Origin of the sequence: Cellulosimicrobium sp. TH-20 (genome assembly GCF_002105775.1) — a bacterium.
Classification (GTDB): domain Bacteria; phylum Actinomycetota; class Actinomycetes; order Actinomycetales; family Cellulomonadaceae; genus Cellulosimicrobium; species Cellulosimicrobium funkei.
The window spans coordinates 1,062,532-1,082,956 of record NZ_CP020857.1 but is presented as its reverse complement, the minus strand read 5'-3'; the positions used below and the strand labels follow the sequence as shown (position 1 = coordinate 1,082,956).

At 74.1% G+C, this 20,425-nt stretch carries 19 protein-coding genes and 2 pseudogenes; 11 read left to right on the top strand and 10 right to left on the bottom strand.

Features of this window, described 5'->3' with window-relative positions; translation table 11 throughout:
- Window position 1: 1 nt before the first annotated feature.
- From hutH to B8281_RS19430, 5 genes and pseudogenes are all read right to left on the bottom strand, one after another.
- Entirely contained in the window at window positions 2-1,615 is a 1,614-nt protein-coding gene (hutH, locus tag B8281_RS04925) for a histidine ammonia-lyase (RefSeq protein ID WP_085387092.1), read from the bottom strand.
- A gap of 150 nt (window positions 1,616-1,765) precedes the next feature.
- Window positions 1,766-2,749 (bottom strand): Abi family protein, encoded by a 984-nt coding sequence (locus B8281_RS04920; RefSeq protein ID WP_034650320.1) that lies wholly within the window; start codon window positions 2,747-2,749, stop codon window positions 1,766-1,768.
- Window positions 2,750-2,923: 174 nt separating this feature from the next.
- Window positions 2,924-5,309: pseudogene (locus tag B8281_RS04915) on the bottom strand (ATP-binding cassette domain-containing protein).
- Between the two features lie 238 nt (window positions 5,310-5,547).
- The gene (locus B8281_RS04910) at window positions 5,548-5,958 is read right to left on the bottom strand and encodes a VOC family protein (RefSeq protein ID WP_031316030.1); all 411 of its coding nucleotides are present in this window, start codon (window positions 5,956-5,958) and stop codon (window positions 5,548-5,550) included.
- A 238-nt stretch (window positions 5,959-6,196) separates the two neighbouring features.
- Window positions 6,197-6,589: pseudogene (locus tag B8281_RS19430) on the bottom strand (helix-turn-helix transcriptional regulator); the annotation flags it as partial.
- On the opposite strand from B8281_RS19430, the gene B8281_RS04900 reads away from it, so the two are divergent.
- From B8281_RS04900 to B8281_RS04865, 8 genes are all read left to right on the top strand, one after another.
- Window positions 6,588-7,370: an IclR family transcriptional regulator gene (locus B8281_RS04900; protein ID WP_085387089.1), complete on the top strand. Its 783-nt coding sequence runs from the start codon at window positions 6,588-6,590 to the stop codon at window positions 7,368-7,370. The pseudogene B8281_RS19430 and the gene B8281_RS04900 sit on opposite strands and share 2 nt — an antisense overlap.
- A gap of 203 nt (window positions 7,371-7,573) precedes the next feature.
- Window positions 7,574-8,542: a metal ABC transporter substrate-binding protein gene (locus B8281_RS04895; RefSeq protein ID WP_085387088.1), complete on the top strand. Its 969-nt coding sequence runs from the start codon at window positions 7,574-7,576 to the stop codon at window positions 8,540-8,542.
- On the top strand, window positions 8,539-9,303 hold the full coding sequence (locus B8281_RS04890) for a metal ABC transporter ATP-binding protein (protein ID WP_085387087.1): 765 nt from the start codon (window positions 8,539-8,541) through the stop codon (window positions 9,301-9,303). Before B8281_RS04895 ends, B8281_RS04890 begins: the two co-directional genes overlap by 4 nt.
- Window positions 9,300-10,172, top strand: a complete 873-nt coding sequence (locus tag B8281_RS04885) for a metal ABC transporter permease (protein WP_085387086.1) — start codon at window positions 9,300-9,302, stop codon at window positions 10,170-10,172. Before B8281_RS04890 ends, B8281_RS04885 begins: the two co-directional genes overlap by 4 nt.
- 134 nt (window positions 10,173-10,306) lie before the next feature.
- Window positions 10,307-10,807 carry a hypothetical protein gene (locus B8281_RS04880; protein ID WP_074803690.1) on the top strand — a complete coding sequence of 167 codons (501 nt, stop codon included), beginning with the start codon at window positions 10,307-10,309 and terminating at the stop codon, window positions 10,805-10,807.
- 136 nt (window positions 10,808-10,943) lie between these two features.
- On the top strand, window positions 10,944-12,599 hold the full coding sequence (locus B8281_RS04875) for a bifunctional phosphatase PAP2/diacylglycerol kinase family protein (protein WP_085387085.1): 1,656 nt from the start codon (window positions 10,944-10,946) through the stop codon (window positions 12,597-12,599).
- Window positions 12,600-12,769: 170 nt separating this feature from the next.
- Window positions 12,770-13,069, top strand: coding sequence for a hypothetical protein (locus tag B8281_RS04870; RefSeq protein ID WP_085387084.1), 300 nt, complete (start codon window positions 12,770-12,772; stop codon window positions 13,067-13,069).
- 193 nt (window positions 13,070-13,262) lie between these two features.
- Window positions 13,263-14,354 (top strand): LLM class flavin-dependent oxidoreductase, encoded by a 1,092-nt coding sequence (locus B8281_RS04865; RefSeq protein WP_085387083.1) that lies wholly within the window; start codon window positions 13,263-13,265, stop codon window positions 14,352-14,354.
- Window positions 14,355-14,514: 160 nt separating this feature from the next.
- Here the strand turns inward: B8281_RS04865 and B8281_RS04860 are convergent, their stop codons facing one another.
- Entirely contained in the window at window positions 14,515-15,570 is a 1,056-nt protein-coding gene (locus tag B8281_RS04860) for an NAD-dependent epimerase/dehydratase family protein (protein ID WP_085387082.1), read from the bottom strand.
- Between the two features lie 149 nt (window positions 15,571-15,719).
- On the opposite strand from B8281_RS04860, the gene B8281_RS04855 reads away from it, so the two are divergent.
- Window positions 15,720-15,974: a type II toxin-antitoxin system Phd/YefM family antitoxin gene (locus B8281_RS04855; protein ID WP_034651325.1), complete on the top strand. Its 255-nt coding sequence runs from the start codon at window positions 15,720-15,722 to the stop codon at window positions 15,972-15,974.
- Window positions 15,971-16,363, top strand: coding sequence for a type II toxin-antitoxin system VapC family toxin (locus B8281_RS04850; RefSeq protein ID WP_051876492.1), 393 nt, complete (start codon window positions 15,971-15,973; stop codon window positions 16,361-16,363). Before B8281_RS04855 ends, B8281_RS04850 begins: the two co-directional genes overlap by 4 nt.
- Window positions 16,364-16,376: 13 nt before the next feature.
- Here the strand turns inward: B8281_RS04850 and B8281_RS04845 are convergent, their stop codons facing one another.
- On the bottom strand, window positions 16,377-17,240 hold the full coding sequence (locus B8281_RS04845; RefSeq protein ID WP_198163149.1) for a siderophore-interacting protein: 864 nt from the start codon (window positions 17,238-17,240) through the stop codon (window positions 16,377-16,379).
- Window positions 17,241-17,345: 105 nt separating this feature from the next.
- Window positions 17,346-18,485 (bottom strand): epoxide hydrolase family protein, encoded by a 1,140-nt coding sequence (locus B8281_RS04840; RefSeq protein ID WP_085387079.1) that lies wholly within the window; start codon window positions 18,483-18,485, stop codon window positions 17,346-17,348.
- 140 nt (window positions 18,486-18,625) lie between these two features.
- Between B8281_RS04840 and B8281_RS04835 the strand changes: the two genes are divergently transcribed.
- The gene (locus tag B8281_RS04835; protein WP_085387078.1) at window positions 18,626-19,576 is read left to right on the top strand and encodes a YafY family protein; all 951 of its coding nucleotides are present in this window, start codon (window positions 18,626-18,628) and stop codon (window positions 19,574-19,576) included.
- Window positions 19,577-19,605: 29 nt separating this feature from the next.
- On the opposite strand, the gene B8281_RS04830 is transcribed toward B8281_RS04835, so the two are convergent.
- Together B8281_RS04830 and B8281_RS04825 are read right to left on the bottom strand one after the other, a co-directional pair.
- Window positions 19,606-20,034 carry a type II toxin-antitoxin system VapC family toxin gene (locus B8281_RS04830; protein ID WP_085387077.1) on the bottom strand — a complete coding sequence of 143 codons (429 nt, stop codon included), beginning with the start codon at window positions 20,032-20,034 and terminating at the stop codon, window positions 19,606-19,608.
- Entirely contained in the window at window positions 20,031-20,318 is a 288-nt protein-coding gene (locus B8281_RS04825; protein ID WP_085388609.1) for an Arc family DNA-binding protein, read from the bottom strand. Before B8281_RS04825 ends, B8281_RS04830 begins: the two co-directional genes overlap by 4 nt.
- Between the last annotated feature and the right edge of the window lie 107 nt (window positions 20,319-20,425).

Sequence of the window (20,425 nt, the reverse complement as noted above, 5' to 3'; positions counted from 1 at the left end):
CTCAGGCCAGGTGCCCGACGGCGGCGCTCGCCGCCGCGGTCACGGCACCCGTCGCGACGAGGTGGGTCACGGCCTCGATCTCGGGCGCGAGGTAGCGGTCCGGTCCGGGTCCCGCGGCGGCCGTGCGCACGAGGTCGCGCACGGCGCCGGCCCCCCGCGCGGGGTGCAGGGACCCGGCGTCGCAGCGGAGGTCGAGGGCGCGCGTCGCGGTGAGCAGCTCGATCGCGAGGACGCGGCCCAGCCCGTCGACGGCGCGGCGGAGCTTGCGCGCCCCGGCCCAGCCCATGGACACGTGGTCCTCCTGCATGGCCGACGACGGGATCGAGTCGACGCTCGACGGCACCGCGAGCCGCTTGAGCTCCGAGACGATCCCCGCCGCCGTGTACTGCGCGATCATCAGCCCGGAGTCGACGCCCGGGTCGTCGGCGAGGAACGGCGGCAGGCCCTCGTTGCGGGCCTTGTCGAGGAACCGGTCCGTGCGGCGCTCGCTCATGCTCGCGACGTCGGCCGCGGCGATCGCGAGGAAGTCGAGCACGTACGCGACCGGGGCCCCGTGGAAGTTGCCGTTCGACTCGACGCGCCCGTCCACGGTGACGACCGGGTTGTCGATCGCCGCCGCGAGCTCCCGGCGCGCGACGGCGGTCGCGTGGTCGAGCGTGTCGCGCGCGGCGCCGTGCACCTGGGGCGCGCACCGCAGCGAGTACGCGTCCTGCACCCGCGTGCACTCGGGCCGGCCGTCGGCGTCGAGCGTGCGGTGGCTCGCCACGACGGGCGAGCCGTCGAGCAGCGCGCGCAGGTTCGCGGCCGACGCCGCCTGGCCGGGGTGCGGCCGCATCGCCACGAGGTCGGCCGCGAACGGCGCGTCCGAGCCGAGCAGCGCCTCGACGCTCGCCGCGGCCGCGACGTCGGCCGTCGTGAGCAGGGACCGCAGGTCGTGCAGCGCGAGCGCGAGCATGCCGAGCATGCCGTCCGTGCCGTTGATGAGCGCGAGGCCCTCCTTCTCCCGCAGCGCGAGCGGCGCGATCCCGGCCGCGGCGAGCGCGTCGGCAGCGGGCACGACGGCTCCCGTCGCGTCCCGGACCTCGCCCTCGCCGAGCGCCGCGAGCGCCACGTGGGCCAGCGGCGCGAGGTCGCCCGAACAGCCGAGCGAGCCAAACTCCCGCACCACCGGGGTGATCCCGGCGTCGAGCATCGCGGCGTACGTCTGCGCGACGACGGGGCGCGCCCCGGTCCGCCCGGTCGCCAGGGTCGCGAGCCGCAGGAGCTGGAGCGCCCGCACGACCTCGCGCTCGACCTCCGGCCCCGATCCCGCCGCGTGCGACCGCACGAGGCTCAGCTGGAGCTGCGCGCGCCGCTCGACCGGGATGTGCCGCCGCGCGAGCGCCCCGAACCCGGTCGAGACGCCGTAGTGCGGGCGGTCGTCGTCCGCGAGCCCCTCGACGACGGCGCGGCTCGCCGCCATCGCCTCGACCGCCGCGTCGGCGAGCCGGACGCGCGCGCCGTGCCGCGCGACGTCGACCACGTCGTCGATCGTCAGCGGGCCGTCGCCCACGACGACGACGCGTGCGGCGCGGGCCTGGTCGGAGACGGCCGGGGAGTGCGTCGTCGCTGCCATGCACCCAGAACACACCGCACCCCGCTATGACGGGAGCCCGAGCGGATCGGTTTCGTCTGGGATCCCAGACTGTGGCCGCACGCGAGCGCACCAAGAGGCGTCCCGGGACACCCGAGGTACCGGAGCGTGCCCTCGCGCGTCAGACGCCGGTCAGCTCAGTCGCGCACGCCAGTCGTCCGGGAGCCCCATGTCGCTCAGAGACACGACGCCGTCGGCGGGGAACTCGTCGAGCAACCTGACGAGCCGGGACGACCAGTCGTCTCCGGGCGCGACTGTTGCGAGGAGGTGCCGGATGATCGCCAAGGCGGGGTAGAGGCGTGCTTGGTCGCGGGGGTCGAGTCCAGCGATGTGTGCCAGGTCAGGTATCCCGGCGAGAGCACTGGCTCGCACCTGGTCCGTGAAGTTCCGGTTCCAGAGGCGGGCGTGGTGAGCGCATGTGTTCCGGGTGAAGTTCAGGACGCGCAACCAGTTCGCCAGCGCCTCCCCGTTCCCGGCGCCGCTCTCGTCCGTGACGGAGTGCTTCCTGGCGATCACGTCACGAGTCGGCCGCCGCGTGTGCTCGTAGAGGATCGACATCATCCCGAAGTCGGTGACCTCGACGGCCACCCAGATGGGCAGATCGCCGTCGTACTTGTCCTTGAAGTGCGCGACGAAGTCCTCCTTCGACCGCGTTTGGAGCTGTGCGAGCTTGCGCAGCCACTCGTCGTGCGCAGACTCCTGCTGCCGCCTCCGGGGGCGGGGCCTGCTGAAACGCCCGTCGAACGCCCGCGGATCCCTGTGGACGTAGGGGTCGCGCGCTCCGAGCGTGTAGGCGAGCTCGACCCGGAGGGCGATCTCGATCCGCTCGATCGCGTCCATGACCAGGAGCTTGAGGCGCCTGTCGAAGTCGTAGAGCGCGACGACCTGGTCCAACCGGGTTCCCGGGACCACCTCGCTGGCTCGAACCGGCCGTCCCCGAGCAGCGCTCTCTGCGGAGTCGATGCGGCGATAGGGATACCAATACCCGCTGAGCCGGTAGTACCCGACGCGCTCCACCGCGTGCAGTGCTCGAGCTCGGTCCACCAGAAGACCACGTTGCTCAAGCAGGTCGACCTGCTGCTCGAGCGTCAGATATGGCTTGGAGTAGGTGACCACGCGCCCCCCTGACGCAATGAAAACCAGCCCGTGACCGACGAAGTCGGGCAGAGGGGCTGGCCGTGTTGATGACAACCTACATCAGGGAGCCGACATTCCCGACGGGCCGCTCGTCGAGCACGGGGTTGCTGTCGTGATGGGCGCGTTCACGACAGCAACCTCGTGTTCGGCGCGTCAGGCGTTCACGTAGGCCGCGAGGTGCTCGGCCGTGAGGGTGGACCTCGCCGCGACGAGGTCGGCCGGGGTGCCCTCGAAGACGACGCGACCGCCGTCGTGCCCGGCGCCGGGGCCGAGGTCGATGATCCAGTCCGCGTGCGCCATGACCGCCTGGTGGTGCTCGATGACGATGACGGACTTGCCTGCGTCGACGATCCGGTCGAGCAGCCCGAGGAGGTTCTGCACGTCGGCGAGGTGCAGGCCCGTCGTCGGCTCGTCGAGCACGATCACGCCGCCCTTGTCGCCCAGGTGGGTCGCGAGCTTGAGGCGCTGGCGCTCGCCGCCGGACAGCGTCGTGAGCGGCTGGCCGAGGCTCACGTACCCGAGGCCGACGTCGTCGAGGCGCTCGAGGATCGCCGCGGCGGCCGGCACCTTGCCCTCGCCGGACGAGAAGAACGCGCGCGCCTTCGCGACCGGGAGGTCGAGCACGTCGGCGATGTTCAGCCCGCCGAGCGTGTAGTCGAGCACCGCGGCCTGGAACCGGCGTCCGCCGCAGTCCTCGCACGGGGTCGAGACGGTCTCCATGAAGCCGAGCTCGGTGTAGATGACGCCCGCACCCTTGCACTCGGGGCACGCGCCCTCGGAGTTCGCGCTGAACAGGGCCGGCTTGACGCCGTTGGCCTTGGCGAACGCCTTGCGGATCGGCTCCAGCAGGCCCGTGTACGTCGCGGGGTTGCTGCGGCGCGACCCCCGCACCGCGCTCTGGTCGATCGTCACGACGCCCTCGCGCCGCGACACCGACCCCTCGACGAGCGAGCTCTTGCCCGACCCGGCCACCCCGGTCAGGACGACGAGCACCCCGAGCGGGACGTCGACGTCCACGTCCTGGAGGTTGTGCGCGTCCGCGCCGCGGATCTCCAGCACGCCCGACGGCGAGCGCACCTCCTCCTTGAGCGTCGCGCGGTCGTCGAGGTGGCGGCCGGTGACGGTGTCGCTCCCCCGCAGCCCGTCGACCGTGCCCTCGAACGCCACCCGGCCACCGGCCGTGCCCGCACCCGGGCCGAGGTCGACGACGTGGTCCGCGATCACGATCGTCTCCGGCTTGTGCTCGACGACGAGGACCGTGTTGCCCTTGTCGCGCAGCTGGAGCAGGAGGCCGTTCATGCGGTCGATGTCGTGCGGGTGCAGACCGATGGTCGGCTCGTCGAACACGTACGTGACGTCGGTGAGCGACGACCCGAGGTGGCGCAGCATCTTGATGCGCTGCGACTCGCCGCCCGACAGCGTGCCCGACGGCCGGTCGAGGCTGAGGTAGCCCAGCCCGAGCTCGACGAACGACGCGAGGTTCTCGCCGAGGGCGTTGACGACGGGCGCCATGTGCGGGTCGTCGAGGTCGCGGATCCACGCGGCGAGGTCGGTGATCTGCATCGCGCACAGGTCCGCGATGTTGACGCCGCGGATCTTCGAGGAGCGCGCCGACTCCGACAGGCGCGTGCCGCCGCACTCGGGGCACGGTGCGAACGTCGCCGCACGCTCGACGAACGCACGGACGTGCGGCTGGAGCGAGTCGACGTCCTTGGAGAACATCGACTTCTGGATCTTGGGGATGAGCCCCTCGTAGGTGACGTTGATCCCCATCGCCTTGATCTTGGTGGGCTCCTTGTAGAGGAAGTCCTCGAGCTGCTGCTCCGTGAACTCCCGGATCGGCCGATCGGCCGGGAAGAACCCCGACTCGGCGAACCCGCGCACCATCCACCCGTCGGCGGTGTACCCCGGGACCTTGATCGCGCCGTCGAGCAGGGACTTCGAGTCGTCGAAGATCTCGGTGAGGTCGAGGTCCGAGACCGCGCCGCGCCCCTCGCACCGCGGGCACATGCCGCCGTGGTAGATCGCGTTGCGGACGATCGTCTTCTCCCCGGTGGCGGACGTCATGATGCCGCTCGCCTTGCGCGCGGGGATGTTGAAGGAGAACGCCGTGGGCGGCCCCACCTGCGGCTCGCCGAACCGGCTGAACAGCACCCGCAGGATCGCGTTCGCGTCGGTCACCGTGCCCACCGTGGACCGCGGGTTGGCGCCCAGGCGCTCCTGGTCCACGACGATCGCCGTCGTGAGCCCCTCGAGGACGTCGACGTCGGGGCGGTCCAGCGTGGGCATGAAGCCCTGGAGGAACGCCGGGTACGTCTCGTTGATGAGGCGCTGCGACTCGGCCGCGACGGTGTCGAACACGAGCGAGCTCTTGCCCGACCCGGAGACACCCGTGAACACCGTGAGGCGCCGCTTGGGGATCTCGACGCTCACGTCCTGGAGGTTGTTCGCCCGCGCCCCCTTGGACCCGGATGACGTCGTGCGCGTCGGGGTCCTGGCGCTCCGAGGTCGAGGTTCCCGTCGTCGTGGCCGTGCTCATGCGTGTCTCCTCGTCGTCGAGCCTCGTCGCGCGGTCGGGCGACCGGTCGACGGCGCCGACCGCCCGCTCCCGGCAGCTCGGTGAGAGTCTGCCGGAGAGCCGGACGGTCGGCGCGTGGATGGGTGTGGTGCGTGGACGTCCCGGGGGTGAGGACCGGCCGCGCGGTCGGGACTCATCGCGTCGTGCACGACGGCGGCGCGACGCCGGGTGGTCAGGGCGGGCGTGCTGCGTGCGGAGGTCAGGAGCGCTGCTGGATGCGGATCTCGTTGCCCGCCGGGTCGCGGAACGCGCAGTCGCGCACGCCGTAGGGCTGGTCGATCGGCTCCTGCACGACCTCCGCCCCCGCGGCCTCGATCCGGGCGAACGTCTCGTCGACGTCGGGCGTCGCGAGGTTGACGCCGAAGTACGCGCCCTTGGCCACGATCTCCAGGAGGGCGCGCTTGTCGTCGTCGTTGAGGCCCGGCGTCGCGGCCGGCGGGTGCAGCACGATCGCGGTGTCCGGCTGGTCGGCCGGGCCCACGGTGATCCACCGCATCCCCTCGTAGCCGACGTCGTTGCGGACCTCGAAGCCGAGCACGTCGCGGTAGAACGCGAGCGACGCGTCGGGGTCGGTCTGGGGCAGGAAGCTGGAGTTGATGGTGAGGTTCATGAGAACGACGCTAGGACCGTCGTCCGGCCTGCGCTTCTCGATTCCTGACCGGTCGCGTGACGCGTCGCGCGACGCACGCCGGCATCCCGTCCAGCCGCTCCCCGCCGGGGAAGGCGCCCGCGTCGGTGCCCGGCGTGGTCTCCGGCGAGGCGCCCGGCGATGTGCCCGGCGCAGCGCCGCGCACGGTGCCCGCCGCCGCGGCCGCCCGCGACTCCGCGGCAGCCGGGGAGCCCGCGTCGGACTCGGCCGCGCGCCGTCGGTACACGCTCGGCGGCACGCCGACGAGCTCGGTGAAGCGCGTGCTGAACGTCCCCAGGGACGAGCACCCCACCGCGAAGCACACGTCCGTGACGCTCAGGTCCCCGCGGCGCAGCAGCGCCTTGGCGCGCTCGATGCGCCGCGTCATGAGGTACGCGTACACCGACTCCCCGTAGGCGGCCTTGAACTCGCGGCTCAGGTGCCCGGCGGACACGTGCACGCCGGACGCGAGCGCCGTGACGTCGAGCGGCTGCGCGTACTCCCGGTCGATCCGGTCGCGCACGCGCCGCAGGCGCGCGAGGTCGCGCAGGCGCTGGTCGTCGGGCGTCGTCGTCACGCCTCGATCGTGCCACGGGCCTACCGTGGCCTCCATGCCGAGCGACGTCCCCGCCGCGCGCCAGGCCGTGCGCGTGCTCACGTTCCTCGCCGCGCAGGCGGGCCCGTCGCCCGCGGCCGCCGTCGCGCAGGGCCTCGGGCTGCCCCGCTCGACCGTCTACCACCTGCTGTCCGTCCTCGTCGACGAGGGGTTCGTGACCCACCTCCCCGAGGAGCACCGCTACGGGCTCGGGACGGCGTCGCTCGCGCTCGGGTCGGCGTACGCGCGGCAGGCGCCCCTCGCGCGGCTCGCGCGGCCGGTGGTCGCGCGCCTCGTCGAGTCGACGGGCGAGAGCGCGCACCTCGCCGTGCTCAACGGGCGCGAGGTCCTCTACCTCGTCGAGCAGCGCGCGCCGCGCCGCCCCACGCTCGTGACCGACGTCGACGTGCGCCTCCCCGCGCACCTCACCGCGAGCGGGCGCGCCGTCCTCGCCGGCCTCCCCGCGGCCCAGGTCCGCGCCCTCTTCCCCGGCGCCGCGGCGTTCGCCGACCGCACCGGCGTCGGGCCGCAGACCCTCGGTGCCCTGCGCGAGGTGCTGCGCGGCGTCCGACGGCGCGGCTGGGCCGAGGAGGACGGCGAGGTCACCCCGGGCCTCGCGTCCGTCGCGCACGCGGCCGTCGACCACACCGGGCTCCCCGTCGCCGGCATCGCCCTCACCTTCTGGGCCGACGACGCCCCGCCCGCCCGACGCGCGGAGCTCGCCGCCGCCGTCGGGCGCGCCGCCGCCGAGGTGAGCCGCCGCCTGGGCGCCCGCACCACTCCGACCACCCCGAGGTAGAGCCCCGGTACGCCGAGGTAGAGCTCTGGTCTGCCGAGGTAGAGCCCCGGTCTGCCGAGGTAGAGCCCTGGTCTTCCCCCTCGCTGAACCAGGGCTCTACCTCGCGGGACCTGGGCTCTACCTCGCGGGACCTGGGCTCTACCTCGGCGACCGGGATGGAAGCGGCGTTGCGTGCGGCCGACGCGCCGGCTAGATTTTTCGGTATGCCGAACTTTTCGACGCGGAAGTCCGCATCCCGCGCTGCCGCAGCCGTCGCGGTCCTCGCCGCAGCGACGCTGAGCGGCTGCTCGAGCGCCACGGACGCGGGGGCGACCCCGCCCGACGACGGCCGGCCCGTCGTGCTCACGACGTTCACCGTGCTCGCCGACATGGCGGAGAACGTGGCGGGCGACCACCTGCGCGTCGAGTCGATCACCAAGGTCGGGGCGGAGATCCACGGCTACGAGCCGACGCCCGGCGACGTCCGCAGGGCCGCGGACGCCGACCTCATCCTCGACAACGGCATGGGGCTCGAGGCGTGGTTCGGGCGGTTCGTCGACGGGCTCGACGTGCCGCACGTCGTCGTGAGCGAGGGCGTCGAGCCCATCGCGCTCGGCGACGACACCGCCGAGGAGTACCAGGGCAAGGAGAACCCGCACGCCTGGATGTCGCCGGTGAACGCGCAGGTCTACGTGCAGAACATGGCCGACGCGTTCGCGGAGCTGGACCCGGCCCACGCCGACGACTACGCGGCGAACGCCGCGGCCTACTCCGCCGAGCTCGCGGCCGTGCACGACGAGCTCACGACGGCGCTCGACGCGCTGCCCGAGGGCCACCGCGCACTCGTTACCTGCGAGGGCGCGTTCCCCTACCTCGCGCGCGACGCCGGGCTCGCGGAGAAGTACCTGTGGGCGGTCAACGCCGAGCAGCAGGCGACGCCGCAGTCGGTCGTCGGCGCGATCGAGTTCGTCGAGCAGCACGACGTCCCGGCCGTGTTCTGCGAGTCCACCGTCTCCGACGACGCGATGCAGCAGGTCGCGCGCGAGTCCGGCGCGGCGTTCGGCGGGACGCTCTACGTCGACTCCCTCTCCGCGCCCGACGGCCCCGTGCCGACCTATCTCGACCTCCTGCGCCACGACACCGAGACCATCGTCGCGGGCCTCACCGGCACCACCGCGGGCGGTGACGCGTGAGCGGGGGCGGGCGGGCGCCGTCGGGCACGCCCGCGATCGACGTGCGCGACCTCACCGTCCACTACGGCGACGTCCTCGCGCTCGACGGCGCGACGCTCACGCTCGGGGCGTCGAGCGGGCGCGGGACGGTGTGCGGGCTCGTCGGCATGAACGGCTCGGGCAAGTCGACGCTGTTCAAGGCGGTCATGGGCATGGTCCGGCCGGACCGCGGCACCGTCCTGGTCGACGGCGCACCCCCCGCGCGCGCCCGGCGCGCCCAGGCGGTGGGGTACGTGCCGCAGAGCGAGGACGTCGACTGGGCGTTCCCGCTGAGCGTGCGCGACGTCGTCATGACGGGCCGCTACGGCTACCAGGGCTTCACGCGGCGCACGCGGCCCGCCGACCGGGAGGCGGTCGAGCACGCGCTCGCGCGCGTCGAGCTCACCGACCTGGCCGACCGGCAGATCGGCGCGCTCTCGGGCGGGCAGCGCAAGCGCGCGTTCGTCGCCCGGGGGCTCGCGCAGGGCGCGACGATCCTCCTGCTCGACGAGCCGTTCGCCGGTGTGGACAAGCGCACGGAGGCGACCATCACCACGCTGCTGCGCGAGCTCGCGGCCGGCGGGGCGACCGTCCTCGTCTCGACCCACGACCTGCACGCGCTGCCCGAGCTCGCCGACGAGGCGGTGCTGCTCCACCGCCGCGTCCTGCTGCACTCGACGCCCGCGGAGGTCCTGCGGCCCGAGAACCTCGCGCTCGCGTTCGGCGTGGAGGTGGCCCCGTGACCGACCTCCTCGCCATCCTCCTCGAGCCCCTGTCGTTCGAGTTCCTGCGCACCGCGCTCGCCGTCACGGTGACCGCCGGGATCGTGTGCGGCGTGCTGTCGTGCTGGCTCGTGCTCGTGGGCTGGTCCCTCATGGGCGACGCCGTCTCGCACGCCGTGCTGCCCGGCGTCGTGCTCGCGTACGTGGTGGGGGCGCCGTTCGCGCTCGGCGCGCTCGTCTTCGGGCTGCTCGCGGTGCTCCTCATCGGCGCGGTGCGCGACACGTCCCGCGTCAAGGAGGACGCCGCGATCGGGGTCGTGTTCACGACGCTGTTCGCGCTCGGCCTCGTCCTCATCTCCGTGACGCCGAGCCAGACGGATCTCAACCACATCCTCTTCGGCAACCTGCTCGGGGTGTCGCGCGCGGACCTGCTCCAGGTGCTGGCGCTCGGCGCGGTGACGCTCGCGGTCGTCGTGCTCAAGCGGCGCGACCTCACGCTCTACGCGTTCGACCCGACGCACGCGCACGCGATCGGGCTCTCGCCCCGGCGGCTCGGCGCGCTGCTGCTCGGCCTGCTCGCGCTGACGGTCGTCGTCGCGCTCCAGGCCGTCGGCGTGGTCCTCGTCGTCGCGCTGCTCATCACGCCGGGCGCGACGGCGTACCTCCTCACCGACCGCTTCTCGCGGATGCTGTGGATCTCGCCGCTCGTCGCGGCGGTGTGCGGGGTCGTGGGCATCTACGTCAGCTACTACCTCGACACGGCGTCGGGCGGGACGGTCGTCGTCGCGCTGGGCGTGGCGTTCGCGCTCGCGTACCTGTTCAGCCCGCGGCACGGGCTCGTCGGGACGCGCGTCGCGGCGGCCCGACGCCGTCGGCTCGCGCGCGTCTGATCGTCCGCGCTCGGCGGCCCGGACCCGGTGCGGGCCGCCGGACCACGTCTCCTGCGTGCGCTGTGTGCGAAATCTCCATGAATTCGCCCTCGATTCCCTGGTGCTTCTCAGGTTCGCCCGGGAGACTTGTCGCCATGTCAGCGAGGACGAGCGAGCCCACGACGCCGCAGCGCACGCGCACGTCTGCCCGGTTCGCCGCGGCGAGCCTGCTCGCGCTGTCCATGATGCTGCCGATGTGCTCGACGGCGAGCGCCGCCGAGGTCCAGCAGCTCATCGCCGACGCGCAGGTCCAGACGGAGACCATCGGGAACGACCTCGACCGCGTGCACGCCCAGCTCCCCGCCCTGCACCCCGTGCTCCGCAACGACGTGCTCGACGCCGTCGAGTCGGTCCAGGCCGCGACGGACGAGGCCCGCTCCGCGCTCGAGCGTGCGACCGACGACGACGAGGCGGCCGACGGTCGCGCGGCCGTCGCGCTCGCCGACGCCCAGGTCGCGCTCGACGCGGCGTCCGCCCAGCTCCGCCACGTGACGGACCTCGCGCACGACGCGGGCGAGGGCGTCGCCGTCGCGCTGGAGCGCCTGCAGGCGCACATCGACACGCTCCGCGGCGAGACGAGCCGCGCGGGGGCCTGAGTCCCGATCACGAGGTCGACCCGCACGGTCGAGATCGACCTTCGGAGGGCCGACGTCGCGGCTCACGGGTCGATCTCAGGGGGTCGCGAGGCGCCGTCGCCGCGCGGTCCCCGACCGCCCTTCCTACGATGGCGAGATGCCTCGTGTCACCGGGATCGTCAAGCCGCACGAGGCGCTCCCCGGCGTCGCCCGCCTCGACCGCGCGGTGAACCGCTGGACGAACCGCCGCGCGCTGGGGGCCGCGGCCGACACCGCGCTCTCCCGGCTCTCGACGTGGGCCGACCACAGCGTGCTGTGGGCCGGGGCCGCCGTCGGGATCGCCGCCACCGGGCGGCGCGGGCGCGACGCCGCCCTGCGCGGCTACGGCTCGCTGCTCGTGTCGAGCGTCCTCGCGAACGTCGTCGGCAAGACCGTGTTCGGGGGCGTGCGCCCGTCGCTCGACGGCCTCCCGCTGTGGCGGCGCGTGGCGGACCCCCCGACGTCGCCCTCGTTCCCGTCGGGCCACTCGGCGTCGGCCGCCGCGTTCGTCACGGGCGTCGCCATCGAGTGGCCGACGGTCGGGCTGGCGCTCACGCCGCTCGCCGGGGCGGTCCTGTACTCACGCCTGCACACGGGCTCGCACTGGTTCTCGGACGTCGCCGCGGGCGCGGCGCTGGGCGTCGGGGTCGCGCTCGCGGGTCGGGTGCTCGTCCCCGGCCGTGCCGAGCAGCGCCCCGACGTCCCGGCGGGGCCGCCCGCGGACGTCCCCGCGCTCGACGACGGCGCGGGCCTCTTCGTCGTCGTCAACCCGGCGGCGGGCTCGGGCCGGCTGCTCAAGGAGGACCCGCTCGCGGCGGTCCGCGACGGACTTCCCCGCGCCGACCTCCACGTGCTCGCCGAGGGCGACGACCTGCGCCGCCTGTACGACGACGCCGTCGCGCGGGGCGCCCGTGCGCTCGGCATCAGCGGCGGCGACGGCACGGTGTCGACCGCGGCCGCGGCGGCGCGCGCGCACGACCTCCCGCTCGCCGTGCTCCCCGGCGGCACCCTCAACCACTTCGCGCGCGCGGCCGACCTCACGTCGATGCGCGCGACGATCGAGGCGGTGCGGACGGGATCGGGCGTGACGATCGACGTCGCGGACCTCGAGGTCGACGGGGTCGACGGACCGCCCCGCACCGTGCTCAACACCTTCTCGGCCGGTGTCTACCCGGAGCTCGTCACCGAGCGCGAGAAGCACGAGCACCGGCTCGGCAAGTGGCCGGCGGCCGTCCTCGCGGCGGCGCGCGTGCTGCGGCGCGCGCACCGGGTGCGCATGGAGGTGGACGGGCACGAGGGCGAGTACTGGTCGCTGTTCGCGGGAGTCAACCGCTACTACCCGCAGAGCCTCGCACCGGTCGAGCGGCACCGCCTCGACGACGGCGTGCTCGACGTCCGCACGGCCCGGGCCGAGCGGCGCGCGAGCCGGCTGCGCACGTTCCTCGAGGTCGCGGCGGGCGACGCGGGGACGCGCGTCGCGCGGCGCGTGCCCGGGGTGCGGGGGCACCTCGTCGTGGACGCGACGTCCGTCCCGGCCCTGGAGCTCCGCTTCCCCGCGCGCGGCGCGGTCGTCGGGCCCGACGGCGAGGCCGTCACGACGGACCGCTCCCCCGACGCCGAGCCCGGGCGCCCCGGGCCGCCCGTGGTGCTCGCGCACGACGGCGAGACGCTCTCGCTCGACGACGTCGCCCCCACCGGGCCGGTCACCGTCCGTCTCACCATGCGGCGCGGAGCGCTGCGTCTCTACGCCCCGAGCGACCCGACGGCGGGCTGATCCGCCCGGCCTGTCCTGTATGTCCTGTGTTCACGTCACCCGGGGAGAACTCCCCCTGTTCACGCACAGGCGTCATGCCCCACAATGAGCCCCGCAGTCGCGCGGACGGCACCCCGTCCGCGCCCCGTCCGGACTCGACCACGTCGGCCCCACCAGAAAGCAGAAGAACCATGGCCCAGCAGTACCCCGCCGCTCCGCAGGCCCCCGCCGGCTACTCGGCCCCGATCGAGGACCCGGGCAAGACCCTCGGCATCGTCGGCTTCGTCCTCGCGTTCGTCTTCGCGATCGCGGGCATCGTCGTCAGCGCGATCGCGCGCAAGAAGAGCAAGGAGGCGGGCTTCGACAACCAGCTCGCCAAGTGGGGCCTCATCCTCAGCATCGTCTTCACCGTGCTCGGCGCCATCGGCTTCATCATCTACATCGTCGCCATCGCGGCGCTCGTCGCGAGCGGCGACGTCGCGACGTACTGACGTCCCCGCCGGTCCGCCGGCGCGGCACCGACGGCCGCCGTCCCACCCGGGGCGGCGGCCGTCGTCGTCCCTGCCGGCCGCCCGCGGACGGGTCGCGGAAGATCCGCGGACCGGGCACGGTTGAGACGCGCACGACCGCGCCACCGGTGAGAGCACCGGCCCCCCGACGGTCGCCCGACCGCAGGAGCAGATCATGACCGACGAGACGACCTCCCCGATCCCCACCGAGAGCGCGACGGCCGCACCGGACCCCGCGACCGTCGAGCTCGGGCTCGACACCTTCGGCGACGTGACCGCAGGGCCGGACGGCGTGCTGCTCAGCGGGGCGCGCACGATCCGCGACGTCGTCGAGGAGGCGGAGCTCGCGGACCAGGTCGGCGTCGACTTCTTCGGCGTCGGGGAGCACCACCGCGCGGACTTCGCCATCAGCGCGCCCGAGGTGGTGCTCGCCGGGATCGCGACGCGGACGTCGCGCATCCGCCTCGGCTCCGCGGTGACCGTGCTCAGCTCCGACGACCCGGTGCGCGTCTTCGAGCGGTTCTCGACGCTCGACGCGCTGTCCGGCGGGCGCGCGGAGGTCATCCTGGGGCGCGGGTCGTTCATCGAGTCGTTCCCGCTGTTCGGCTACGACCTCGCCGACTACGAGGTGCTGTTCGAGGAGAAGCTCGACCTGTTCGTCCACCTGCTCGACGAGGGCCCGGTCACGTGGTCGGGCACGACGCGCGCCGGGCTCGCCGACCAGGAGGTCTGGCCCAAGACCGAGAGCGGGCGCCTGCGCACGTGGGTCGGGGTCGGCGGCTCGCCCGAGTCGGTCGTGCGGACCGCGCGGCACGGTCTGGGCCTCATGCTCGCGATCATCGGGGGCGAGCCCGAGCGGTTCCGCCCCTACGTGGACCTCTACCACCGCGCGGTCGAGGAGCTCGGCACGCCGGCGCTGCCGATCGGCGTGCACTCGCCCGGCCACGTCGCCGACACCGACGAGCAGGCGCAGGAAGAGGTCTACGAGCACTTCGCGGCGATGAACAACCGGATCGGGCGCGAGCGCGGCTGGCCCGCGTACCACCGCGGGCGGTTCGCCCACGACGTGCGCGACGGCTCGCTCTACGTCGGCTCGCCCGAGACCGTGGCCCGCAAGATCGCCCGCACCGTCCGCCTCCTCGGCGCGGGCCGGTTCGACCTCAAGTACTCGACCGGCACGCTCCCCCATTCGACGATGCTGCGCAGCATCGAGCTCTACGGCACCCAGGTCATCCCCCGCGTCCGCGAGCTCCTCGCGGAGCGCTGACCCCCACCGATCGCCTGCGCGGCCAGCCCCCTCGCCGAGCACGACGTTGCCGTCGCCATCGGGGCGAGAACGACAGCAACGTCGTGCTCGACGAAGGGCAGGTTCGGCTCGACGGCGGGTGGTCGGCGGGCGGCGGGCGGCGGGCCAGCGCGCCGGCGGGTCAGCCGCGGCCGGCGGCGCGCAGCGCGGCGGCCTCGAGGTCCGGCGGGAGCCCGACGGCGGGGCGGTCCGCGCGCTGCGGCGTCGTCTCTCCCGTGGCGTCGAGGGCGCGGAGCCATGCCCACGTGTCGCGCACCGTCTCGCGCACGTCGCGCGTGCGCAGGCCGAGCGCCGCCGCGCGCGACGTGTCGGAGCCGTGGAGCGCGTCGTGCAGCTCGCCCGGCGGCAACCAGACCGGGAGCTGGGTCCACGGCTCGATCCCGGCCGCGAGGACGGCCTCCGGCTCGACCCATACGAGCTCGGCGGGCGGGTCGCCCGCCGCTGCCGCGTCGTCGGCGGTCGCCTCGACGCACGCGGCGAGCAGCTCGCCCATGGTCGTGTGCCCGGGCGCGCTGACGACGTCGACCGGCCCGGACGCACCCGCGAGCGCCACGTCGAGCGCGAACGCCGCGAGGTCGCGCGCGTCGACGTACTGCAGCGGCAGGTCGGCGGGCCCGGGGGCGAGCACCGGACCGCCGCGCGCGACGCGACGCAGCCACCACGGCAGGCGGCCGACGTTCTCCCGCGGCCCGAGGATGAGGCCCGCGCGCAGCAGGATCGCCCGGTCTCCGAGCGCGTCGGTCACGGCGATCTCCGCGCCGCGCTTCGCGCGGGCGTAGTCGTCGGAGGTCGTGTCGTCCGGGTCGCCGTCGACGAGCTCCGACGTCTCGTCGGCCCCGCGCGGCCGCGGGAACGGGTACACCGAGCGCGACGACACGTAGACGTACCGGTTGTCGCCCGGCACCCGGCCGGCGAGGAGCCGGGCGGCGTCGCGCGCCGCTGCGGGCGCCCAGGACCACGTGTCGACGACGACGTCCCACTTCTGCGGGACGTCGTCCGCGCGCAGCGCGTCCAGGCCGTCGGGCCGGGTGCGGTCGCCCACGAGCTGCCGGACGCCGTCGGGCACGGGGGCGGTGCCCCGGTTGAGGACGGTGACGTCCCAGCCGCGGGCGAGGGCGTCGTCGACGACGGCGCGCCCCACGAAGTCGGAACCGCCGAGGACGAGGAGTCGGGTCATGGGCCCACTGTGGCGCGCCGTCGGTCCGCTTGCAGCCCGTTACGCCGCCCGCAGACGGCCGCGGGAGGGGACCTCACGACCCTCCCGGGCCTTCCGCGGAGCACACTGGCCAGATATCCTGGCCAGGAAACCCCACCCGAGGAGCGGCGATGCAGGTCAACGTGCTCGAGGCCAAGAACAACCTCTCCCAGCTCGTCAGCCGTGCCGCGGCCGGCGAGGACGTGGTCATCGCGCGTCGCGGTGTCCCGCTCGTGCGGCTCGTGCCGGTCCGGGCCGACCTCGCGCACGGGACCGGGGCGGCCATCGTCGAGTGGCTCGACGACCACCCGCCGTCGCGACGGACCGCCCGCTCGGCGAGCCAGATCGACGCCGACATCGAGGCTGCGCGCGAGGGCTGGGAGTGATCTACCTCGACACCTGCCTCGTCATCTACCTGGTCGAGGACGCCGAGCGTGGCCCGCACGTGCGTGAGCTGCTGGCCCGGCACGGGCACGAGGAGTTCGCGATCAGCCCGCTCGTCCGGCTGGAGTGCCTCGTGGGACCGCTGCGGTCCGGGGACCCGGAGCTCGAGGACCGGTACCGGGGCGTGCTCGACCTGTTCGTCGAACTTCCCCTCGATGCCACGGCCTTCGAGCGGGCGGCACGCCTGCGCGCCTCCTCGTCGCTCCGGACGCCCGACGCGCTGCACCTCGCCGCCGCGCAGGTCCACGGGTGCTCCGCCCTGTGGACGAACGACTCGCGGCTCGCCGTCGCCGGGCGCGGGCTCGCCGTCGACGTCCTGCACGGCGGCTGACCCGGGCGAGGGGTCAGTCGGGGTCGGTCGGGTCCAGGGGTGCCTCGGGGTCGAGGTTGACGACGCCGCGACGCCAGTAGCCGTGGACGGCGAGCTGGTCGGGCCGCGCGCCGGAGCCGCGCAGCGCCCGGCGGACCGCGACGAGGTCGGTCGCCTCGCCCGCGGCGAACACGTACTCGTCGGCGTCGAGCGGGCCGAGCGCGCGGACGGCCTCGACGAGCTGCCCCGGCCCGTCGGTGCGGTAGAGGAGCTCGGTCGTCGCGCGCCCGAGCTCGTCCTCGACGAACGCCTCGTCGACGTCGTCACCGATCTCCACGATCGCGGTCACGGGCACGTCGGCCCCGACCGCCTCGACCCAGCGCGCGAGCGCCGGCAGGCCCGTCTCGTCCCCGACGAGCAGGAGCCGCCCGACGCCGTCCGGCACGGCGCGGCTCGTCGTCGGGCCGGCGAGGACGACCTCGTCACCCACCGCCGCCCGTGCGGCCCACGCCGACGCCGGGCCACCCTCGCCGGTGGGCGGCGCACCCGGGTCGGTGCCGCCGTGGAGCACCCAGTCGACGTCGACCTCGGGAACCCCGTCGACGGTCCGCGTCGCCCGGACGGTCAGCTCGCGCGAGATCGACACGACGCCCGTCGGGCGCTGGAGGGCGCCGTCGTCGGTGAGCGTCGGGGCGTGCAGGACGCCGGTGGCCGGGTCCGGGAGGAACACCTTGACGTGGTCGTCGGGGCCGGGTACGCGCAGCGTCGCGAGCGAGGCCCCGCCCGGGGCGGCGTCCCGGAAGGTGAGGCGGCGCAGCGCGCCGGACGTCTCCCGGACGGCGTGCACGCGGACGCGGCGCGGGACGAGGTCGAGGCGGGTCACGGGTCGGGAGGACACCGCCCCATTCTGCGCCGAGCACGACGACGCCGTCGTCATCGGCCGGATGACGACGGCGACGTCGTGGTCGAGCGTGCGGTACCCCGTTCTCGACGGTCGCGGGCGTCAGGCGAAGAAGACCCGGAGGTCGGCGACGACGTCGAGCGGGACCTCGAGCGCCGCGTAGTGACCACCGCGCGGGTGCTCGGACCAGTGCTCGATCCGGGAGTTGTCGCGCTCGGCGAACGCGCGGATCGTCTGGAAGTCGTCGGCGAAGACGGCCACGCCGATCCGACCCCGGCTCACGACCGGCTCGGCGCCCGAGCGCTGCTCCGCGTAGTGGTAGCGCGCGGCGGTCGCGTAGGAGTTGGTCAGCCAGTAGAGCGTCGCCTGAGCGAGCACCTGGTCGGCGCTCACGAGGCTCGTCCCGTTGCCGAAGCTCTCGAACAGCTCGTGGTAGGCGAGGACGGCGACGGGCGAGTCGGCGAGCCCCGCGGCCATCGTCTGCGGCCGCGACGCGTTCATCGTGTTGTAGGCACCCACGGACTGGAACCACTGGAGGTGCCCGAGCGCGGCGAGCTCCTTCTCGCCGAAGCCGTCCATCTCGCCGGGAGCGCCCGACGGGAAGGAGAAGAGCTGGAGCACGTGGGCGCCGAGGAAACCCTCGGGGTCGAGGACCGCGAGCTCGCGGCCGACCATGGCGCCGCCGTCGCTGCCGTGGATCCCGTAGGAGTCGTACCCGAGGTCGCGCATGAGGACGTCGTAGGCGCGGGCGACGCGCGCCATCGTCCAGTCCGTGTCCCCGACCACCGGGGTGGAGAACCCGAAGCCCGGCATGGAGGGGATGACGAGGTGGAACGCATCCTCGGGGCGGCCGCCGTGCGCGACGGGGTCGACGAGCGGGTCGATCATGTCGAGGAAGTCGAGGAACGAGCCCGGGTAGGTGTGCGCGAGCAGCAGGGGCGTCGCGGCGTCGTGCCGGGAGCGCACGTGGAGGTAGTGGATCGGCTGGCCGTCGATCTCGGTGCGGAAGCCCGGGTACGTGTTGGCCCGGTCCTCGACGGCCCTCCAGTCGAACGCCGTCCAGCGCCCGACCATGTCGCGCAGGTAGGACTCGGGCGTCCCGTAGTCCCAGGAGTCCCCGGGGGCGGCGGGCGCGAACCGGGTCCGTTCGAGGCGCGACCGGAGGTCGTCGAGGTCGGCCTGCGGGACGGCGACGGAGAACGGGCGGTGCTCGAGGGACGGGGAGCGGTGCGACGCGGTCATGGTGGTCTCCTCGGTCGGGCGGGGCCTCGTGCCCTGCTCTGCTCCCGACTCTAGGAAGGGTTCAGGAACGCTTCCTTCCGTTATTCTGGCGGTGCTCTGAGGAGTTCTCCCGCGTCGTCCGTCGACCCCAGGAGGGACCCGTGGCTTCCACCTCGGCCCGCATGCTCGCGCTGCTCGGCCTGCTCCAGTCGCGCCCCGACTGGTCGGGCGCCGAGCTCGCCGAGCGCCTCGACGTCAGCGACCGCACGGTCCGCAACGACGTCGCCCGCCTGCGCGAGCTCGGCTACCCCGTCGACGCGGTGCGCGGCCCGGGCGGCCGGTACCGGCTCGGCGCCGGGGCGCGGCTGCCCCCGCTCCTGCTCGACGACGCCGAGGCCGTCGCGGTCGCCGTCGGGCTGCGGGCCGCGACCGGCACGGCCGGCTTCGAGGAGTCCGGGGCGTCCGCGCTCGCCAAGCTGGAGCAGGTCATGCCGGACCGCCTGCGCCGTCGTCTCGCCGCGCTCCGGTCCGCGAGCGCCGCCGGCCCCGCGAACACGGACTCGAACGTCGAGGACCCGGTCGTCGACCCGGACACGCTCACCGCGCTGGCCGACGCCGTGCGCGACCACCAGGGCCTGCGCTGCTTCTACCGCGACCAGCCGCTCGAGCTGGAGCCGTACCGCCTCGTCGCGTGGCAGCGCCGCTGGTTCCTCGTGGCCCGCGACCCGGCGACGGGCGCGTGGGCTCCCTACCGCGTCGACTGGCTCGTGCTGCGCGTGCCAGGCGGGCGGCGGTTCGCGCCGGTGGACTTCCCCGGCGACCTGACCGACTTCGTCGTGCGCGAGGTCGCGCGCGCCGGCTGGGCCGTGCACGCCCGGATCGTCGTCGACGCGCCCGCCGACGAGGTCCTGCGACGCATCAACCCGACGGTCGGCACGGTCGAACCGCTCGCCGACGACCGCTGCGTCCTCGTCACCGGCGGCGACAGCGTCGAGGTCGTCGCGGTGTGGATCGGCATGTTGGGCCTGGACTTCCACGTGACGGAACCGCAGGCTCTCGTCGACCACGTGCGCACCCTGGCCACCCGCTACGCCCGCGCGACCCCGCCGTGACCCGAACCGGTCGCGGGCTCCCGCGTCAGTCAGGTCGTGCCGGGGTCCCACGGGTCGACGACGTCCACTCCGGTAGCGGCGAAGTCACGGACGTTGCGCGTCGCGAGCGTCGCGTCGTGCACGCGGCAGATCGCGGCGATCTGCGCGTCGGCCAGGCTCATCGGCCGCCCCGCTCGCTCGCGGAGCGCCAGGAGGGTGCCCCCGACGCGCGCGGCGTCGGCGTCGTACGGGAGCACCAGGCCCGCGAAGGTCGTGGTGACGTGCTCCTCGACGAGCGCGGCGAGGCGGTCACGGCGCCGCCCTTCGGGGAGCCGCGCCACCCCGTGGACGATCTCGCCGACGGTGACCGCCGTGATCGACAGCGCCTGCGGAGCCTGCGCGTCGAGCCAGCGGAGCACGCGCGCCTCGGGCACCGGGCGGATCACCTCGGACACCACGTTCGTGTCGAGGACGATCACGTGTCCGCGGTCTCCCGGTCCGGCGTGCCCGGTTCGTCGGAGAGGTCGACGACCCGGCCGTGCTCTGAGCGCGCGGGGAGGTCGAGCTCGACCGCCAGACCGGCGTCGGCGAACGACCTGTGGATGAAGGTGCCCAGCCCCCGTTCCAGCCCGCTGGGGGCTGTCACCGCGGAGGTGAGGATCTCGCGCACCTCCGCCTCCATGGACCGCCCGTGCTCCGCCGCCCGCGCCCGCAGCCGTTCGCGCACGTCGTCGTCGAGCCCTCGGATCGTCAGCGTCGCCACCTGGACCACCTCCCACGTACGACGCTAGCAAAATGACAGCACGATGCGCCAGGGTCGGCCCCTCCTCGAGAGCAATGAAGTTGCGAGAGGTTGAGAGAATGGACCGT